The following is a 14,453-nucleotide window of genomic DNA, read 5'->3' as shown; positions in this document are numbered from 1 at the left end:
GGTGTCGCCTGAGCGGCACCTAAATTTTTATGAATGCTTTTTCTTGGCGAAAATCACACGCGCCAGGATATTCAGTAACAGTACGCACAGGGTGATCAACAGTACCCCGGCCCAGGCCAGCTGTTGCCATTCGGCAAACGGGCTCATGGCAAACTTGAAAATGGTGACCGGCAGGTTGGCGATCGGCTGCATCAGGTCGGTGCTCCAGAACTGATTCGACAGCGAGGTAAACAGCAACGGAGCGGTTTCCCCTGCTATACGCGCAATCGCCAGCAGCACGCCGGTGATAATGCCGGAAACAGATGCCTTCAGCGTAATGGCGGAAATCATGCGCCATTTCGGTGTGCCCAACGCATAGGCCGCTTCACGCAGCGTGTCTGGTACCAGCTTGAGCATGTTCTCGGTGGTGCGGATCACGATCGGGATCTGTAACAGAGCCAGCGCAATAATCCCGGCCCAACCGGAGAAGTGTTCCATCTTCGCCACCACCACGGTGTAAACGAACAGGCCCACGACGATCGACGGTGCGGATAACAGAATATCGTTGATAAAGCGGATCACTTCCGCCAGCCAGGATTTACGGCCGTATTCCGCCAGATAGATCCCCGCCATGATGCCCAGCGGAGTACCGAAAATGGTGGCCCACAGGATCAGCAAGCCACTACCGGCGATAGCGTTAGCCAGACCACCACCCGCCGTATTCGGCGGCGGCGTCATTTCGGTAAACAGCGCCAGCGACATGCCATCGATGCCCTTGGTAATGGTCGAAAACAGGATCCACACCAGCCAGAACAGGCCAAAAGCCATAGTCGCCATCGACAGGAACAGCGCCAGACGGTTTTTCTGCCGACGCCAGGCCTGCATTTTACGGCGGCTTTCCGCCAGTGCTACCGGGTTTTGCATATCCATCGTTGCCATGTTAGCGACCCTCACGCTTGGCCAGGCGCATCACCATCAACTTCGACAGCGCCAGGACGATAAAGGTGATCACAAACAGGATCAGCCCGAGCTGCATCAATGCAGAGGTATGTAGCCCGGATTCCGCTTCGGCGAATTCGTTGGCCAGCGCCGAGGTGATGCTGTTGCCCGGCATATACAGCGAGAAACTGTCGAGCTGGTAGGTGTTACCGATAATAAAGGTCACCGCCATGGTTTCCCCCAGGGCGCGCCCCAGGCCAAGCATCACGCCACCGATCACGCCGTTTTTGGTGAACGGCAGCACAATGCGCCAGATCACTTCCCAAGTGGTGCAGCCGATGCCATAGGCCGACTCTTTCATCATCACCGGGGTCTGTTCGAACACATCGCGCATCACCGCCGCAATGTAAGGAATAATCATAATGGCCAGGATCACCCCGGCAGCCAGAATACCGATACCAAATGCCGGGCCGGAGAACAGCTCGCCAACGATCGGGATACCGGACAGCACTTCCCCCACCGGGGTTTGGAAATATTTGGCGAACAGTGGAGCAAACACGAACAGGCCCCACATGCCGTAAACGATACTCGGGATCGCCGCTAACAGTTCTATCGCGATCCCCAATGGGCGCTTGAGCCAGTTAGGGGCCAACTCGGTCAGGAACAGGGCAATACCAAAACTGACCGGCACGGCGATAATCAGCGCAATCACCGAGGTGACGACCGTGCCGTAGATCGGCACCAGCGCACCAAACTGCTCGGCTGGCGCATCCCACTCTTTGGTCCACAGGAAGGCAAAACCGAACTTCTGCATGCTTGGCCAGGAGGCGATAATCAGCGAAACGATGATGCCGCCCAGCAACAATAGGGTAATCAGCGCCGCCAGTCTGACCAGCGCGCTGAAGATGATGTCACCGTTTTTGCCCGGTGCTTTAATGGTCGGCTTGTACTCAGCCATAGATTACTCTTCTGTTTAAAGCTTGGAGGGCCCGGCACGCCAGGCCCCGACAGTCAGGTTGAGGCGCGGTCTTCCGCACCCCCTGCGTTGTTAGAACAAGGCCTTACCGGAGCTGTCTTTGATGTTGGTCTTCCAGGCAGCACGGATTTGCTCGACCACTTCGGCAGGCAAGGCGGCGTAATCCAGTTCGCTAGCCTGTTTGGCACCGGTCTTGTAAGCCCAGTCAAAGAACTTCAGCACTTCAGCGCCCTGCTCAGGCTTCTTCTGCTCTTTGTGCACCAGGATGAAGGTGGTGGAGGTGATTGGCCAGACGTTGTCGCCTTTCTGGTTGGTCAGGTCCTGCGCGAAGGTTTTGCTCCAATCCGCGCCTTTGGCTGCGGCGCTGAAGCTCTCTTCGGTTGGGCTGACCGCTTTGCCATCGGCAGACACTAATTTAGTGTAGGCCAGGTTGTTCTGCTTGGCGTAAGCGTATTCAACGTAGCCGATAGAGCCAGGCAGACGCTGAACGAACGCGGCGATGCCGTCATTGCCCTTGCCACCCAGGCCGGTTGGCCAGTTTACGGTTGAGCCTGCACCAATTTTCTCTTTCCACTGCGCGTTAGCCTTGGCCAGATAGCTGGTGAAGACGAAAGAAGTCCCGGAACCATCAGCACGACGCACCACGGCGATAGCCTGATCCGGCAGCTTGACGCCCGGGTTCAGCTTAACGATCGCCGGGTCATTCCATTTTTTGATGTTGCCCAGGTAGATATCACCCAGGGTTTGACCATCCAAAGTCAGCTCACCGGATTTGATGCCCGGAATATTCACCGCCAGTACCACACCACCGATCACGGTAGGGAACTGGAACAGGCCGTCCGCAGCCAGTTTTTCATCGGACAGCGGGGCATCAGAAGCACCAAAGTCAACGGTGTTGGCGATGATTTGCTTCACACCACCAGAGGAACCGATCCCCTGATAGTTAACCTTGTTGCCGGTTTCTTTCTGATAAGAATCTGCCCACTTGGCATACACCGGAGCGGGGAATGTCGCACCTGCACCGGTCAGGCTAGCAGCAGCGAAGGCGGACACAGAGGCCAAAGAGAAAGTCGCTGCCACAATACTGGCGACGGTGGTACGCATCAGTTTCATAATCCCTCCTAATGGGATATTTCAAAAATCGACGTTGAGTCGTTTTCATCAGAGTAAGTATTGCTGCAGGAGGGAAAATAGGACAGTTTGGTGACAGTAAAATGTACGAAATATGACAGTTATATTACAGCGGAGGGTGGTTGATATTTATTTGATTAAAATCAGTGAGATGACGTCATTTTTAGGCAAAAAACAATCTGCAAAAATCTGCCTGTTGCTGCACTATCTCTCTGAATATGAGCGGTTTTCGCTCTTTTTTACACGCTTGTCATATTGCCAAAAGCGGCAAAAAAACCAGCATATCATCCTTTGATGTATACCCAACTTGGGGGTAGAATATCCCCAAGTAGCAGGGAGATATCTGGTTATGGATGCTATATTTGTTGAGTTAAGTATTTTTGAAGCGAAGCGTGCTGATTATCTTTCCGATGATGAATTCAAGACATTCCAGCAGATGCTGCTGATTAATCCATTCTGCGGTGATGTTATCCAGCACACTGGCGGGTTAAGGAAGGTCAGATTTGCGGATCACCGTCGTGGAAAAGGTAAACGAGGTGGCTTGCGGGTGATCTATTATTGGTGGCTTGAAAAGTCTCACTTTTTGCTTTTTGTCATTTACGACAAAGACAAAAAAGATGACCTTAGCCGCAACGAGCGCGAGATGCTGCGTAGGATGTTGGAAATTTTGAAACAAGGGGGCACCTTATGAGCGAACTCAGCCTTTTTGAAGAACTATCCCAGGGAATGAAAGACTGGAGTGATTACAATGAGGGTAAAATCACGCTTAAAACCCACGCCGTATCACTGAAAAAAAACATATCTATGTCACCAGACGAGTTAAAAGCAATACGTGAAAAACTGCGTCTTTCACAAGCCGTTTTTGCGGATTACTTGCATACCGGTGTCACTACTTATCAAAACTGGGAACAGGGCAGAGCCAAACCCAACAAACAGGCACTTCTTTTGATCCGTATGGTTGAAAAAGACCCCATGACGCTGGATACGTTAGCTGCCTTGTAATCAACATCAAGCAGAGGTTAATCATTACTCCGGTCCAGTCATAGTAAATCCGGTGTGCTTTTTGAACGGCACCCGGATTTTCCAAGCTTCATGCCCCTCATAACTGATAATGCCTCAGCAACGGCTGATAGACCTTGCGGGAAAGCCAGGAAATCATCGCCCAAACGCTACGCTGATAAACGTTCAGGTGCCGGACGTAAACCATGCTGTATTCAATCTCCGGTTGGCAACCGCGAACCCGCTTAAAATCTGGCGCACCAGAACTCAAATTGAGAAACAGCTTACGATCCATGGCGTAGCGTAACGCAAAGGCGATCAGCCGACGATATAGCGCCAATGATGCGGGTAATTCCGTCCGATAGCCGACGATCGGCACCGTTACCGTCTGTTCCAACTGAACCATTCCCAACACCCCCACCATCTGCTGCTGGTGGAACAAACCGTACAGTTGCAACATACCCAGTTGCGAGGCCTGAGATAAATAACCAGCGGTAAACTGCACATTCTGGCGGCTGTATTTATCCAGGTAGAGCTGGTTATAAAGGCGTTCGGCACACTGCATCAGCTCGGGAGCATCGGCAGACAGCCGTTTGAACTCCCATCCCATCTGATGCAGCAGTTTGTCATCCCGGCGCGCATTGATTTTTCCCCACCAGCGTAAAGGATCGTCCAGGCAATAAACCTGACGGCTGACGATAGGCAGCCAACCTTGCCGGGAGAGCCGCGCCAACAACTCGGGAGTCTGCTGCCCATTAAGCGAACGGATCATCAACGTATGCTGGGGATAGCGCTGCAATGCCTGTTGCCGCAACGCGTCGGTATCCAGGGATTGCCAGTGGCTGCTGGTTATATTGGTCGAAAGGCACTGATTATTCAGCACCTGGAGCCGATCGACGTGTGCCAGCAATAAGGGCCACTTAAGCAGCAGCGTCAGCCCGTTGCACAGCGCCCGCAACGCGCCGTTATCGATTTTGATAATTTCATCCCGCGCGTAATCGACGATCAGCGCCAGCGGGGAAACCACATAGCAATTACCGGGTACGTAATCATTAACCGTCGCCGGTATCCAGAAACCATCCTGTTGATACTCGGTCATCGACGTCTGGAGATTGGCGATCATGCCTGGTTGTTGTAGCAGAGCCACTTGCAGGCGCTGCCAATCATTAACCTGCTCCATGCTAACCGTCCCACTCGATATCGAAAGTGCTGGCATCGGTGAGGGGCCGCCGATAGCGTAAGCTGCGGTATCCCATCTCTAACAACGCACACCACTGCGCTCCGGCACTTATCGGCCAACGGCGATCGTTGAGCAGATTAGGCGCTTGGCGAAAGTCCCGCCATAGCGTCACCAACTGCTTATCGCGCCAAGCCTGCCAGGCAAAGAATAACAGTATGATCACGCCCACATGTCCTGCCTTGGGCTGCGCTGGCTGGTATTGCAATTGCCCATCGGCGGCGATGGACATCTGAGACCCCAACAAATGCAGGCCGCTGGTGGCCCTGGGGTTACACTCAATAACAAAAATCACCCCGTCCTGTTCGATAAAATCGAACGCCACCTGGCCATGAAAGCCGGTTTTTTCCCCAAACTGACAGACAAAATCGTCCAGCCGCCGATCCTGATAGGGGATAAAGTAGCTGCCTGCGGCCTGATTGAAACAATATTTGGGTTGATATGCCTGATGAGCGATCAGCCTGCCATGTTCGAACACGGCATAGTTGCACAAGGCCACGCCGTTTAATTTCTGCTGCTGCACCCAGGGGATATGCTCGTTGAGCTGCCGATCGTTCAATACACCCGGTTTTGGCGTACGGATCACTTGGCGACCAAAGCGTGAATAAACCGGTTTCAAAATGGTCTGGGGATCGTCTGCAATTTGCGAGCAAGAGGTCAGTAATCGGGTCGCGGGAGTCCGCACCTCGCCCAATGCCGTTAACAGGCTCAGGCTTTGATATTTATGATGCAGTTCAAATAGCAACTGCCGCTCTGGCATTAGCCACTCGGTAGGCCCGATATACGCAGCAAACGCCTGGGAGAGGTAGAAGATCTCCTCACAAGTAGGGATCAGCAACCCAATAGCATGTTGGTCGAGATAGCCTTGCAGCTGCTGTTGATAACCGGCAAGGTCCTGGCGCGGTGAGGGAAGTCGTAGATAACCTTCAATCCCTTGTAAAAAGCGGCCCAGCGGCCATTTAAGGCTGTCCGCCAACCAGACGCGGTGCCCGCTGCGCAACGCAATACGTGCCCACTCTATTGCGACCGGAGCCCGTGCTCCAGTAATCAAAATATTCATTATCTACGTATACCCTTCCCTGTAGCATCACCCGCCAATCATAGCGTTAATGGTAAAACTGGGGCGAAAAAAATACCGTGTTGAGTCACCCAACACGGTATTCATAGCAGGAAGGTTAACGATTATTCCACGGTAACCGACTTCGCCAGGTTACGTGGCTGATCCACATCGGTACCTTTGATCAGGGCGACGTAATAGGACAAAAGCTGCAATGGCACGGTGTAGAAGATCGGTGCGACGATTTCTTCCACGTGCGGCAGTGGGATGATGGTCATCCCTTCGCTGCTGACGAAGCCAGCATCCTGGTCGGCAAACACATATAGCTGGCCACCACGGGCACGCACCTCTTCGATATTGGATTTAAGCTTCTCCAACAGCTCGTTGTTAGGCGCAACCACGATCACTGGCATGTCGGCATCGATCAACGCCAGCGGGCCGTGCTTAAGCTCACCGGCGGCGTACGCCTCGGCGTGGATATAGGAGATCTCTTTAAGCTTCAGCGCCCCTTCCATCGCGATCGGGTATTGATCGCCGCGGCCAAGGAACAAGGCATGATGCTTGTCAGAGAAACCTTCCGCCAGCGCTTCGATGCTCTTGTCCAATGACAGCATCTGCTCGATACGCGCAGGCAACGCTTGCAGACCGTGCACAATGTCATGCTCTACGCTTTCCGCCATGCCTTTCAGGCGGCCCAAACGCGCCACCAGCATCAGCAATACAGCAAGCTGGGTGGTAAAGGCTTTGGTGGAAGCAACGCCGATTTCGGTACCGGCCTTGGTCATCAGCGCCAGATCGGATTCACGCACCAGCGAAGAACCCGCCACGTTGCACACCGCCAGAGAACCCAAATAGCCCAGCTCTTTGGACAGGCGCAGCGCTGCCAGCGTATCAGCCGTCTCACCGGATTGAGACAGGGTGATGATCAGGCTGCCTGGGCGTACCGCTGACTTGCGATAACGGAATTCAGAGGCGATCTCGACGTCACAAGGCACACCGGCCAGCGCCTCGAACCAGTAACGAGCCACCATCCCCGAGTGGTAAGAAGTCCCACAGGCGATGATCTGCACGTGCTGCACTTTTGACAGCAGTTCGTCAGCGTGCGAGCCAAGCTCACTCAGGTCGATCTTGCCATGGCTGAAACGCCCCTCAAGGGTGTTTTTCAGCGCCATTGGCTGCTCAAAAATCTCTTTTTGCATGTAATGACGGTACGCGCCTTTGTCACCGGCGTCGTATTGCACCTGAGATTCGATCTCCGGGCGCTCAATCGCATTACCCTGCTTGTCAAAAATGCTGACGGTGCGGCGGGTCACTTCTACCACGTCGCCTTCTTCCAGGAAGATAAAGCGGCGGGTTACCGGCAGCAGGGCAAGTTGGTCGGAGGCAATGAAGTTTTCGCCTACGCCACGGCCAATCACCAGCGGGCTACCTGAACGGGCAGCCACCAATACGCTCGGATCACGGCTATCCATCACCACGGTGCCATAAGCGCCACGCAACTGCGGGATCACACGCTGAACCACTTCCAGCAGCGTACCGCCCTGCTTCTGTTCCCAATGCACCAGGTGAGCAATCACCTCGGTATCAGTTTCAGAACTGAAGTGATAGCCACGCTCAATCAGTTGTTCGCGCAGCGGTTCGTAGTTTTCGATGATGCCGTTATGCACCACCGCGATGTAATCTGAAACATGAGGATGCGCGTTCGCTTCTGAAGGTTCACCATGCGTCGCCCAACGGGTATGGGCAATCCCGGTACCACCATGCAGATCCTGTTGCTCTGCCGCTTCAGCCAGTTTTTGTACTTTACCGACACGACGTAGACGGCTGACGTTCCCCTCGCTATCCACCACGGCCAGACCCGCTGAGTCATAGCCCCGATATTCCAGGCGGCGTAAACCTTCCAGCAGGATCTCAGCGATATCACGTTGCGCTACTGCACCTACAATTCCACACATCTGTTGTATTCCTAATTAAACGCCTTGCGGGCGCTTTCGATGTCTCGACCTGATTTTTGCCGGTTTTACCGTGCTTCCCCGAGCCTGTAGAGAATGGGGATTATTATGTTTTGCTCTGTACTCTTTAGCGAAAGTACAGAGCAAAACCCTATCACCACCCCTCTCCCAAAGGAGAGGGAGGTAAAAATATTACTTTTTCTTGGTTGGACGCTGCCAGCCTTGAATGTGCACCTGCTTGACCCGGCTCAACACCAGCTCATTATCCGCAATATCACGGGTCACCGTGGTACCTGCAGCGATCGTCACCCCTTTACCTACGGTGACCGGAGCCACCAGCTGAGTGTCCGAACCGACAAACACGCCATCGCCAATAATGGTTTTGTGCTTGTTGGCACCGTCGTAGTTGCAGGTAATGGTACCAGCACCGATATTCACATCGTCGCCAATTTCGGCGTCGCCCAGATAGCTCAGGTGGCCAGCCTTGGAGCCTTTGCCCAGGCGAGCCTTTTTGATTTCCACGAAGTTGCCAACGTGGGCACCTTCTGCCAGTTCGGCACCAGGGCGCAGACGGGCAAATGGGCCAACGGTACAGGCCGCTTCCAGCTGCGCATTTTCCAGCACGCTGTAAGGGCTGATCTCGCAGTCGTCGCCAATCACGCAGTCTCTCAGTACGCAGCCAGCACCGATCTTCACGCGGTTACCCAACTTGACCATGCCTTCGATAATCACGTTAGCATCGATGGAGATATCACGGCCATGTTCCAGTACGCCACGCAGATCGAAGCGTGCCGGATCCAACAGCATCACGCCAGCCAGCAGCAACTTCTCTGCCTGCTCAGCCTGATACACGCGTTCAAGCTGGGACAGTTGCAGGCGGTTATTCACGCCTTCAACTTCGCTCAGGCGCGCCGGGTGTACCGCCTCAATCTTGTTACCCTCGGCATGCGCCAAGGCAATGATGTCGGTAATATAGAATTCACCCTGCGCGTTATTATTATTCAACTTGCCCAGCCAGCGCTTCAGATCGCGGCCATTGGCCACCAGAATGCCGGTGTTGATCTCATTAATCTGGCGCTGCTCATCGTTGGCATCTTTATGTTCGACAATACCCACCACGGTGCCGTTTTCGCGTACGATGCGGCCATAACCGCTCGGGTCTTGCAGCTTCACTGTCAGCAGGCCGATCCCCCCCTGAGGTTTGGCTGCCAGCAGACGCGTCAGCGTTTCGACGGCGATCAGTGGCACATCGCCATACAGCATCAGCACGTCTTCATCATCGGCAAAATGCGGTGCCGCCTGCTGCATAGCATGGCCAGTTCCCAACTGCTCAGCCTGCAACACCCAGTTTAGTGCATCATTGCGCAGGGTGCTTTTCAGCAGCTCGCCGCCGTGGCCGTAAACCAGATGGACGTTTTTGGCGCCCAGCTTCATGGCGGCATCAATGACGTGCTGCACCATTGGCTTACCCGCCAGCGGATGTAACACCTTGGGAAGGTCGGAATACATGCGTGTTCCCTTGCCCGCGGCGAGGATAACCACGCTCATTGCGCTGTTAGACATAAGCAACCTGATAACTCCATTTTGATGGACGAAAGTAAAACCGTTTGATGGCGGAATTACTACATATTTCTCTACACGAATCCGGCGCAGGCCGCATGGCTCCTAGCCTGCCGCCAATGGCTGTAATCCAACCGTACGGTGAAAAAACTGTCGGCGATCGGCGACGCTTAATTCAACTGAAAGCGCTAATACAGCACAATGCCTAGCCGGATGAAACGCTTATTTTAAAACAAAAAAAAAGCGACCCACAGGGGCCGCTTTCTTATTTCCACACGCTGCAGGCAACGCGGGAATTTACATCGCTTTTCTGGTGAGCTCGATAACGCGCAGTTTCGCGATCGCTTTCGCCAGTTCAGCAGATGCCTGAGCATAGTCGACATCGCCATGAGAGCTACGGATGTGCTCTTCAGCTTTACGCTTAGCTTCCAGCGCTCTCGCTTCGTCGAGGTCCGTTCCACGGATGGCAGTGTCCGCCAGCACGGTTACCACGCTCGGTTGTACCTCAAGGATACCGCCGGACAGGTAGATGAACTCTTCTTCACCGTGCTGTTTAACAATACGCACCATGCCAGGCTTGATGGCAGTCAGCAGCGGCGCATGGCCAGGGAAGATCCCCAGTTCGCCTTCGCTGCCTGTCACCTGGATCTTCTGCACCAGGCCGGAAAACATCTGTTTTTCCGCGCTGACGACATCCAGATGGTAAGTCATAGCCATATCACCCTCCTCTCAAGGCGTTACAGTTTCTTGGCTTTTTCCACTGCTTCTTCAATGGTGCCAACCATGTAGAACGCCTGCTCCGGCAGGTGGTCATAGTCGCCGTCCATAATGCCTTTGAAACCACGGATGGTGTCTTTCAGCGATACGAACTTGCCCGGAGAACCGGTAAAGACTTCTGCCACGAAGAACGGCTGAGACAGGAAACGTTGGATTTTACGCGCACGGGATACAACCAGCTTGTCGTCTTCTGACAGCTCGTCCATACCCAGGATGGCGATGATATCTTTCAGTTCCTGGTAGCGTTGCAGAATAGACTGCACGCCACGCGCTACGTCGTAGTGCTCCTGGCCAACTACCAGCGGATCCAGCTGACGGCTGGTGGAATCCAGCGGGTCAACGGCCGGGTAGATACCCAGAGAAGCGATGTTACGGCTCAGTACCACGGTTGCATCCAAGTGAGCAAAGGTGGTGGCTGGTGATGGGTCAGTCAAGTCATCCGCAGGAACGTAAACGGCCTGCACAGAGGTGATTGAACCGGTCTTGGTAGAGGTGATACGTTCTTGCAGAACACCCATCTCTTCCGCCAGCGTTGGCTGATAACCTACCGCCGATGGCATACGGCCCAGAAGTGCGGACACTTCGGTACCGGCCAGGGTATAACGGTAGATGTTATCGACGAACAGCAGTACGTCACGACCTTCGTCACGGAACTTCTCAGCCATGGTCAAACCGGTCAGCGCAACGCGCAGACGGTTACCTGGTGGCTCGTTCATCTGGCCGTAAACCAGGGAAACTTTGTCCAGTACGTTGGAGTCGGTCATTTCGTGGTAGAAGTCGTTACCCTCACGAGTACGTTCACCCACGCCCGCAAACACAGAATAACCGGAGTGCTCGATCGCGATGTTACGGATCAGCTCCATCATGTTTACGGTTTTACCTACACCAGCACCACCGAACAGGCCGACTTTACCACCCTTGGCGAACGGGCAGATCAGGTCCATTACCTTGATACCGGTTTCCAGCAGATCCTGGGAGTTGGACAGCTCTTCGTAGCTTGGCGCCGGGCGGTGAATAGCCCAACGTTCTTCTTCGCCGATGTCGCCCTTCATGTCGATTGGTTGACCCAATACGTTCATGATACGGCCCAGGGTAGCTTTACCTACCGGTACTTCAATTGGGTGCTGCAGGTCGGTTACGGCCAGACCACGACGCAGACCGTCTGAGGTCCCCATTGCGATACAGCGAACCACGCCGCCACCCAGCTGTTGCTGAACTTCCAGCACCAATTTCTCGGAGCCGTTTGCGACCTCAAGAGCGTCGTACACTTTTGGTACGGCATCCTGAGGGAACTCGACGTCCACCACGGCGCCGATTACCTGGATAATCTTTCCAGTAGCCATCTTGAATCCTCTACGTAATTCGTAAACCTAGCTTAAACCGCGGAGGCTCCCGAAACGATCTCGGTGAGTTCCTGAGTGATGCTGGCCTGACGCGCCTTGTTGTATACCAACTGCAGCTCTTTGATCAGGCTACCGCCGTTATCGGTTGCGGCTTTCATCGCGACCATTCGTGCGGCCTGCTCGCTGGCCAGGTTTTCCACGACGCCCTGATAAACTTGCGATTCCACATAACGGCGCAGCAAGGTATCAAGCAGCACTTTTGGATCGGGTTCATACAGGTAATCCCAGGATTTTTTCTTCAGTTCACTGTCATCAGAAGGTGGCAATGGCAGAAGTTGCAGTAACTGCGGTTCCTGGGACATCGTATTAACAAATTTGTTGCTGACAACGTACAGCTTGTCTAAACGACCTTCGTCGTAGGCTTGCAGCATCACTTTCACTGGACCGATCAGATCCGACAGGGAAGGGTTATCCCCCATGCCGGTCACCTGGGCAACCACGTTGCCGCCCACGGAACCAAAGAAAGAGGCCGCTTTTGAGCCAATCAGCGCTAAATCAGCTTCAACGCCTTTTTCAGACCAGCGTTTCATCTCTGCCAACAGCTTCTTGAACAGGTTGATGTTCAAGCCGCCACAGAGACCACGGTCAGTAGACACTACCAGATACCCGACGCGCTTAACGTCACGCTCATCCAGGTACGGGTGCTTATATTCCAGATTCCCTAAAGCCAGGTGACCAATCACCTCGCGCATGGTCTCTGCATAAGGACGGCTGGCCGCCATGCGTTCCTGCGATTTACGCATTTTGGAGGCGGCGACCATTTCCATCGCTTTAGTGATCTTCTGCGTGTTTTGCACGCTGGCGATCTTACTACGTATCTCTTTTGCGCCGGCCATCTCTGCTTCTCCTCATTGCCAGCGGCCTGCCGTCTTGCAACGTCAGGCCGCTATGCGTTACCAGGACTGGGTTGCCTTGAAGGTATCGAGGATGCCTTTCAGCTTGCCTTCGATCTCATCGTTATAAGCACCAGTTTGGTTGATGTGGTTCAGCAGTTCGGCATGCTCGCGGTCCGCAAAAGCAACCAGAGCGGCTTCGAAGCTGACAACTTTCGCCACTTCTACGTCGTTCAGGTAGCCACGCTCGGCGGCAAACAACACCAGAGACTGTTGTGCGACGGACATCGGCGCATACTGTTTCTGTTTCAGCAGCTCGGTCACTTTCTGACCGTGGCTCAGCTGTTTACGCGTTGCATCGTCCAGATCGGAAGCGAACTGAGAGAACGCAGCCAGTTCACGATACTGTGCCAGAGCGGTACGAATACCACCGGACAGTTTTTTCATGATCTTGGTCTGTGCTGCACCACCCACACGGGATACGGAAATACCCGGGTTAACCGCCGGACGAATACCGGAGTTAAACAGGTTGGATTCCAGGAAGATCTGACCATCGGTAATCGAGATTACGTTGGTCGGAACGAACGCGGAAACGTCACCCGCCTGGGTTTCAATGATCGGCAGAGCGGTCAGTGAACCGGTTTGGCCTTTGACTTCACCTTTGGTGAAGGCTTCAACGTAGTCGGCGTTAACACGCGCAGCACGCTCCAGCAAACGGGAGTGGAGGTAGAATACGTCGCCTGGGTAAGCTTCACGACCTGGTGGACGGCGAAGCAGCAGGGAGATCTGACGGTAAGCAACGGCCTGTTTGGACAGGTCATCGTATACGATCAGCGCATCTTCACCACGGTCACGGAAGTATTCACCCATTGCACAACCGGCATATGGTGCCAGGTATTGCAGTGCAGCGGATTCTGACGCGGTAGCCACAACCACGATGGTGTTGGCAAGCGCGCCGTGCTCTTCCAGCTTGCGCACCACGTTAGCGATGGTGGACGCTTTCTGGCCGATAGCCACGTAAACGCATTTGATACCGGAATCGCGCTGGTTGATGATCGCATCGATCGCCAGGGCGGTTTTACCGGTTTGACGGTCGCCGATCACCAGCTCACGCTGGCCACGACCGATTGGGATCATGGCGTCGACCGATTTGTAGCCGGTCTGTACAGGCTGATCAACAGACTGACGTTCGATAACGCCAGGTGCGATAGTTTCAACCGGAGAGAAACCGTCGTTGTCAACCGGGCCTTTACCGTCGATAGGTGCGCCCAGGGTGTTGACTACGCGGCCCAGCAGGCCGCGGCCAACCGGAACTTCCAGAATACGGCCGGTACATTTTACCTTCATGCCTTCGGCCAGATCCGAATACGGACCCATTACCACGGCACCTACAGAGTCACGCTCCAGGTTCAATGCAATTGCGTAACGGTTGCCTGGCAGTGCGATCATTTCGCCCTGCATAACCTCGGCCAAACCGTGTACGCGGATGATCCCGTCGCTGACGGAAACGATGGTACCTTCATTGTGAGCTTCGCTCACTACATTGAACTGAGCAATGCGCTGCTTGATCAGTTCGCTGATTTCGGTGGAATTCAGTTGCATGCTCCAGT

The 14,453-nt window shown here is 54.1% G+C and carries 13 protein-coding genes; 2 read left to right on the top strand and 11 right to left on the bottom strand.

Translation table 11 applies throughout. The annotated features are described in order from the left end of the window. Positions 1-27: 27 nt before the first annotated feature. The 3 genes from pstA to pstS form a co-directional block, all read right to left on the bottom strand. On the bottom strand, positions 28-918 hold the full coding sequence (pstA, locus tag KGP16_RS26445) for a phosphate ABC transporter permease PstA (RefSeq protein WP_059199278.1): 891 nt from the start codon (positions 916-918) through the stop codon (positions 28-30). Position 919: 1 nt separating this feature from the next. Next, a complete protein-coding gene (pstC, locus tag KGP16_RS26440) occupies positions 920-1,876 on the bottom strand; it encodes a phosphate ABC transporter permease PstC (RefSeq protein ID WP_024527373.1) in 957 nt (318 codons plus the stop codon). A gap of 90 nt (positions 1,877-1,966) precedes the next feature. Beyond that, on the bottom strand, positions 1,967-3,007 hold the full coding sequence (gene pstS / locus KGP16_RS26435; RefSeq protein WP_021181417.1) for a phosphate ABC transporter substrate-binding protein PstS: 1,041 nt from the start codon (positions 3,005-3,007) through the stop codon (positions 1,967-1,969). A 367-nt stretch (positions 3,008-3,374) separates the two neighbouring features. On the opposite strand from pstS, the gene KGP16_RS26430 reads away from it, so the two are divergent. Together KGP16_RS26430 and KGP16_RS26425 are read left to right on the top strand one after the other, a co-directional pair. After that, positions 3,375-3,716 carry a hypothetical protein gene (locus KGP16_RS26430; RefSeq protein ID WP_021181419.1) on the top strand — a complete coding sequence of 114 codons (342 nt, stop codon included), beginning with the start codon at positions 3,375-3,377 and terminating at the stop codon, positions 3,714-3,716. Beyond that, positions 3,713-4,027 (top strand): DNA-binding transcriptional regulator, encoded by a 315-nt coding sequence (locus KGP16_RS26425; protein ID WP_021181420.1) that lies wholly within the window; start codon positions 3,713-3,715, stop codon positions 4,025-4,027. The genes KGP16_RS26430 and KGP16_RS26425 overlap by 4 nt, the downstream gene beginning before the upstream one ends. A gap of 97 nt (positions 4,028-4,124) precedes the next feature. Here KGP16_RS26425 and KGP16_RS26420 read toward each other — a convergent pair whose 3' ends face one another. The 8 genes from KGP16_RS26420 to atpA all read right to left on the bottom strand — a co-directional run bounded on the left by KGP16_RS26420 (position 4,125) and on the right by atpA (position 14,445). Beyond that, entirely contained in the window at positions 4,125-5,204 is a 1,080-nt protein-coding gene (locus KGP16_RS26420; RefSeq protein ID WP_223500571.1) for a GNAT family N-acetyltransferase, read from the bottom strand. A gap of 1 nt (position 5,205) precedes the next feature. Beyond that, on the bottom strand, positions 5,206-6,321 hold the full coding sequence (locus KGP16_RS26415; protein ID WP_223500570.1) for a hypothetical protein: 1,116 nt from the start codon (positions 6,319-6,321) through the stop codon (positions 5,206-5,208). Positions 6,322-6,443: 122 nt separating this feature from the next. Further along, the gene (gene glmS, locus KGP16_RS26410; protein WP_115160432.1) at positions 6,444-8,273 is read right to left on the bottom strand and encodes a glutamine--fructose-6-phosphate transaminase (isomerizing); all 1,830 of its coding nucleotides are present in this window, start codon (positions 8,271-8,273) and stop codon (positions 6,444-6,446) included. A gap of 189 nt (positions 8,274-8,462) precedes the next feature. After that, the gene (gene glmU / locus KGP16_RS26405) at positions 8,463-9,833 is read right to left on the bottom strand and encodes a bifunctional UDP-N-acetylglucosamine diphosphorylase/glucosamine-1-phosphate N-acetyltransferase GlmU (RefSeq protein WP_115160431.1); all 1,371 of its coding nucleotides are present in this window, start codon (positions 9,831-9,833) and stop codon (positions 8,463-8,465) included. 294 nt (positions 9,834-10,127) lie between these two features. Continuing rightward, positions 10,128-10,547 carry a F0F1 ATP synthase subunit epsilon gene (locus tag KGP16_RS26400; RefSeq protein WP_004933814.1) on the bottom strand — a complete coding sequence of 140 codons (420 nt, stop codon included), beginning with the start codon at positions 10,545-10,547 and terminating at the stop codon, positions 10,128-10,130. Positions 10,548-10,567: 20 nt separating this feature from the next. Then, positions 10,568-11,950 (bottom strand): F0F1 ATP synthase subunit beta, encoded by a 1,383-nt coding sequence (gene atpD, locus KGP16_RS26395; RefSeq protein WP_021181425.1) that lies wholly within the window; start codon positions 11,948-11,950, stop codon positions 10,568-10,570. A gap of 32 nt (positions 11,951-11,982) precedes the next feature. Continuing rightward, entirely contained in the window at positions 11,983-12,846 is an 864-nt protein-coding gene (gene atpG / locus KGP16_RS26390; RefSeq protein WP_059199283.1) for a F0F1 ATP synthase subunit gamma, read from the bottom strand. A gap of 57 nt (positions 12,847-12,903) precedes the next feature. After that, on the bottom strand, positions 12,904-14,445 hold the full coding sequence (atpA, locus tag KGP16_RS26385) for a F0F1 ATP synthase subunit alpha (protein ID WP_021181427.1): 1,542 nt from the start codon (positions 14,443-14,445) through the stop codon (positions 12,904-12,906). Positions 14,446-14,453 lie beyond the last annotated feature (8 nt).

This window comes from Serratia sp. JSRIV006 (genome assembly GCF_019968685.1).
In the GTDB taxonomy this organism is placed as follows: Bacteria; Pseudomonadota; Gammaproteobacteria; order Enterobacterales; family Enterobacteriaceae; genus Chania; species Chania fonticola_B.
This window is presented reverse-complemented; position numbering and strand designations above follow the sequence as displayed.

Coding starts and splice junctions, on each gene's coding strand:
- pstA (WP_059199278.1), bottom strand. CDS start 918: ATGGCAACGATGGATATGCAAAACCCGGTAGCACTGGCGGAAAGCCGC.
- pstC (WP_024527373.1), bottom strand. CDS start 1,876: ATGGCTGAGTACAAGCCGACCATTAAAGCACCGGGCAAAAACGGTGAC.
- pstS (WP_021181417.1), bottom strand. CDS start 3,007: ATGAAACTGATGCGTACCACCGTCGCCAGTATTGTGGCAGCGACTTTC.
- KGP16_RS26430 (WP_021181419.1), top strand. CDS start 3,375: ATGGATGCTATATTTGTTGAGTTAAGTATTTTTGAAGCGAAGCGTGCT.
- KGP16_RS26425 (WP_021181420.1), top strand. CDS start 3,713: ATGAGCGAACTCAGCCTTTTTGAAGAACTATCCCAGGGAATGAAAGAC.
- KGP16_RS26420 (WP_223500571.1), bottom strand. CDS start 5,204: ATGGAGCAGGTTAATGATTGGCAGCGCCTGCAAGTGGCTCTGCTACAA.
- KGP16_RS26415 (WP_223500570.1), bottom strand. CDS start 6,321: ATGAATATTTTGATTACTGGAGCACGGGCTCCGGTCGCAATAGAGTGG.
- glmS (WP_115160432.1), bottom strand. CDS start 8,273: ATGTGTGGAATTGTAGGTGCAGTAGCGCAACGTGATATCGCTGAGATC.
- glmU (WP_115160431.1), bottom strand. CDS start 9,833: ATGTCTAACAGCGCAATGAGCGTGGTTATCCTCGCCGCGGGCAAGGGA.
- KGP16_RS26400 (WP_004933814.1), bottom strand. CDS start 10,547: ATGGCTATGACTTACCATCTGGATGTCGTCAGCGCGGAAAAACAGATG.
- atpD (WP_021181425.1), bottom strand. CDS start 11,950: ATGGCTACTGGAAAGATTATCCAGGTAATCGGCGCCGTGGTGGACGTC.
- atpG (WP_059199283.1), bottom strand. CDS start 12,846: ATGGCCGGCGCAAAAGAGATACGTAGTAAGATCGCCAGCGTGCAAAAC.
- atpA (WP_021181427.1), bottom strand. CDS start 14,445: ATGCAACTGAATTCCACCGAAATCAGCGAACTGATCAAGCAGCGCATT.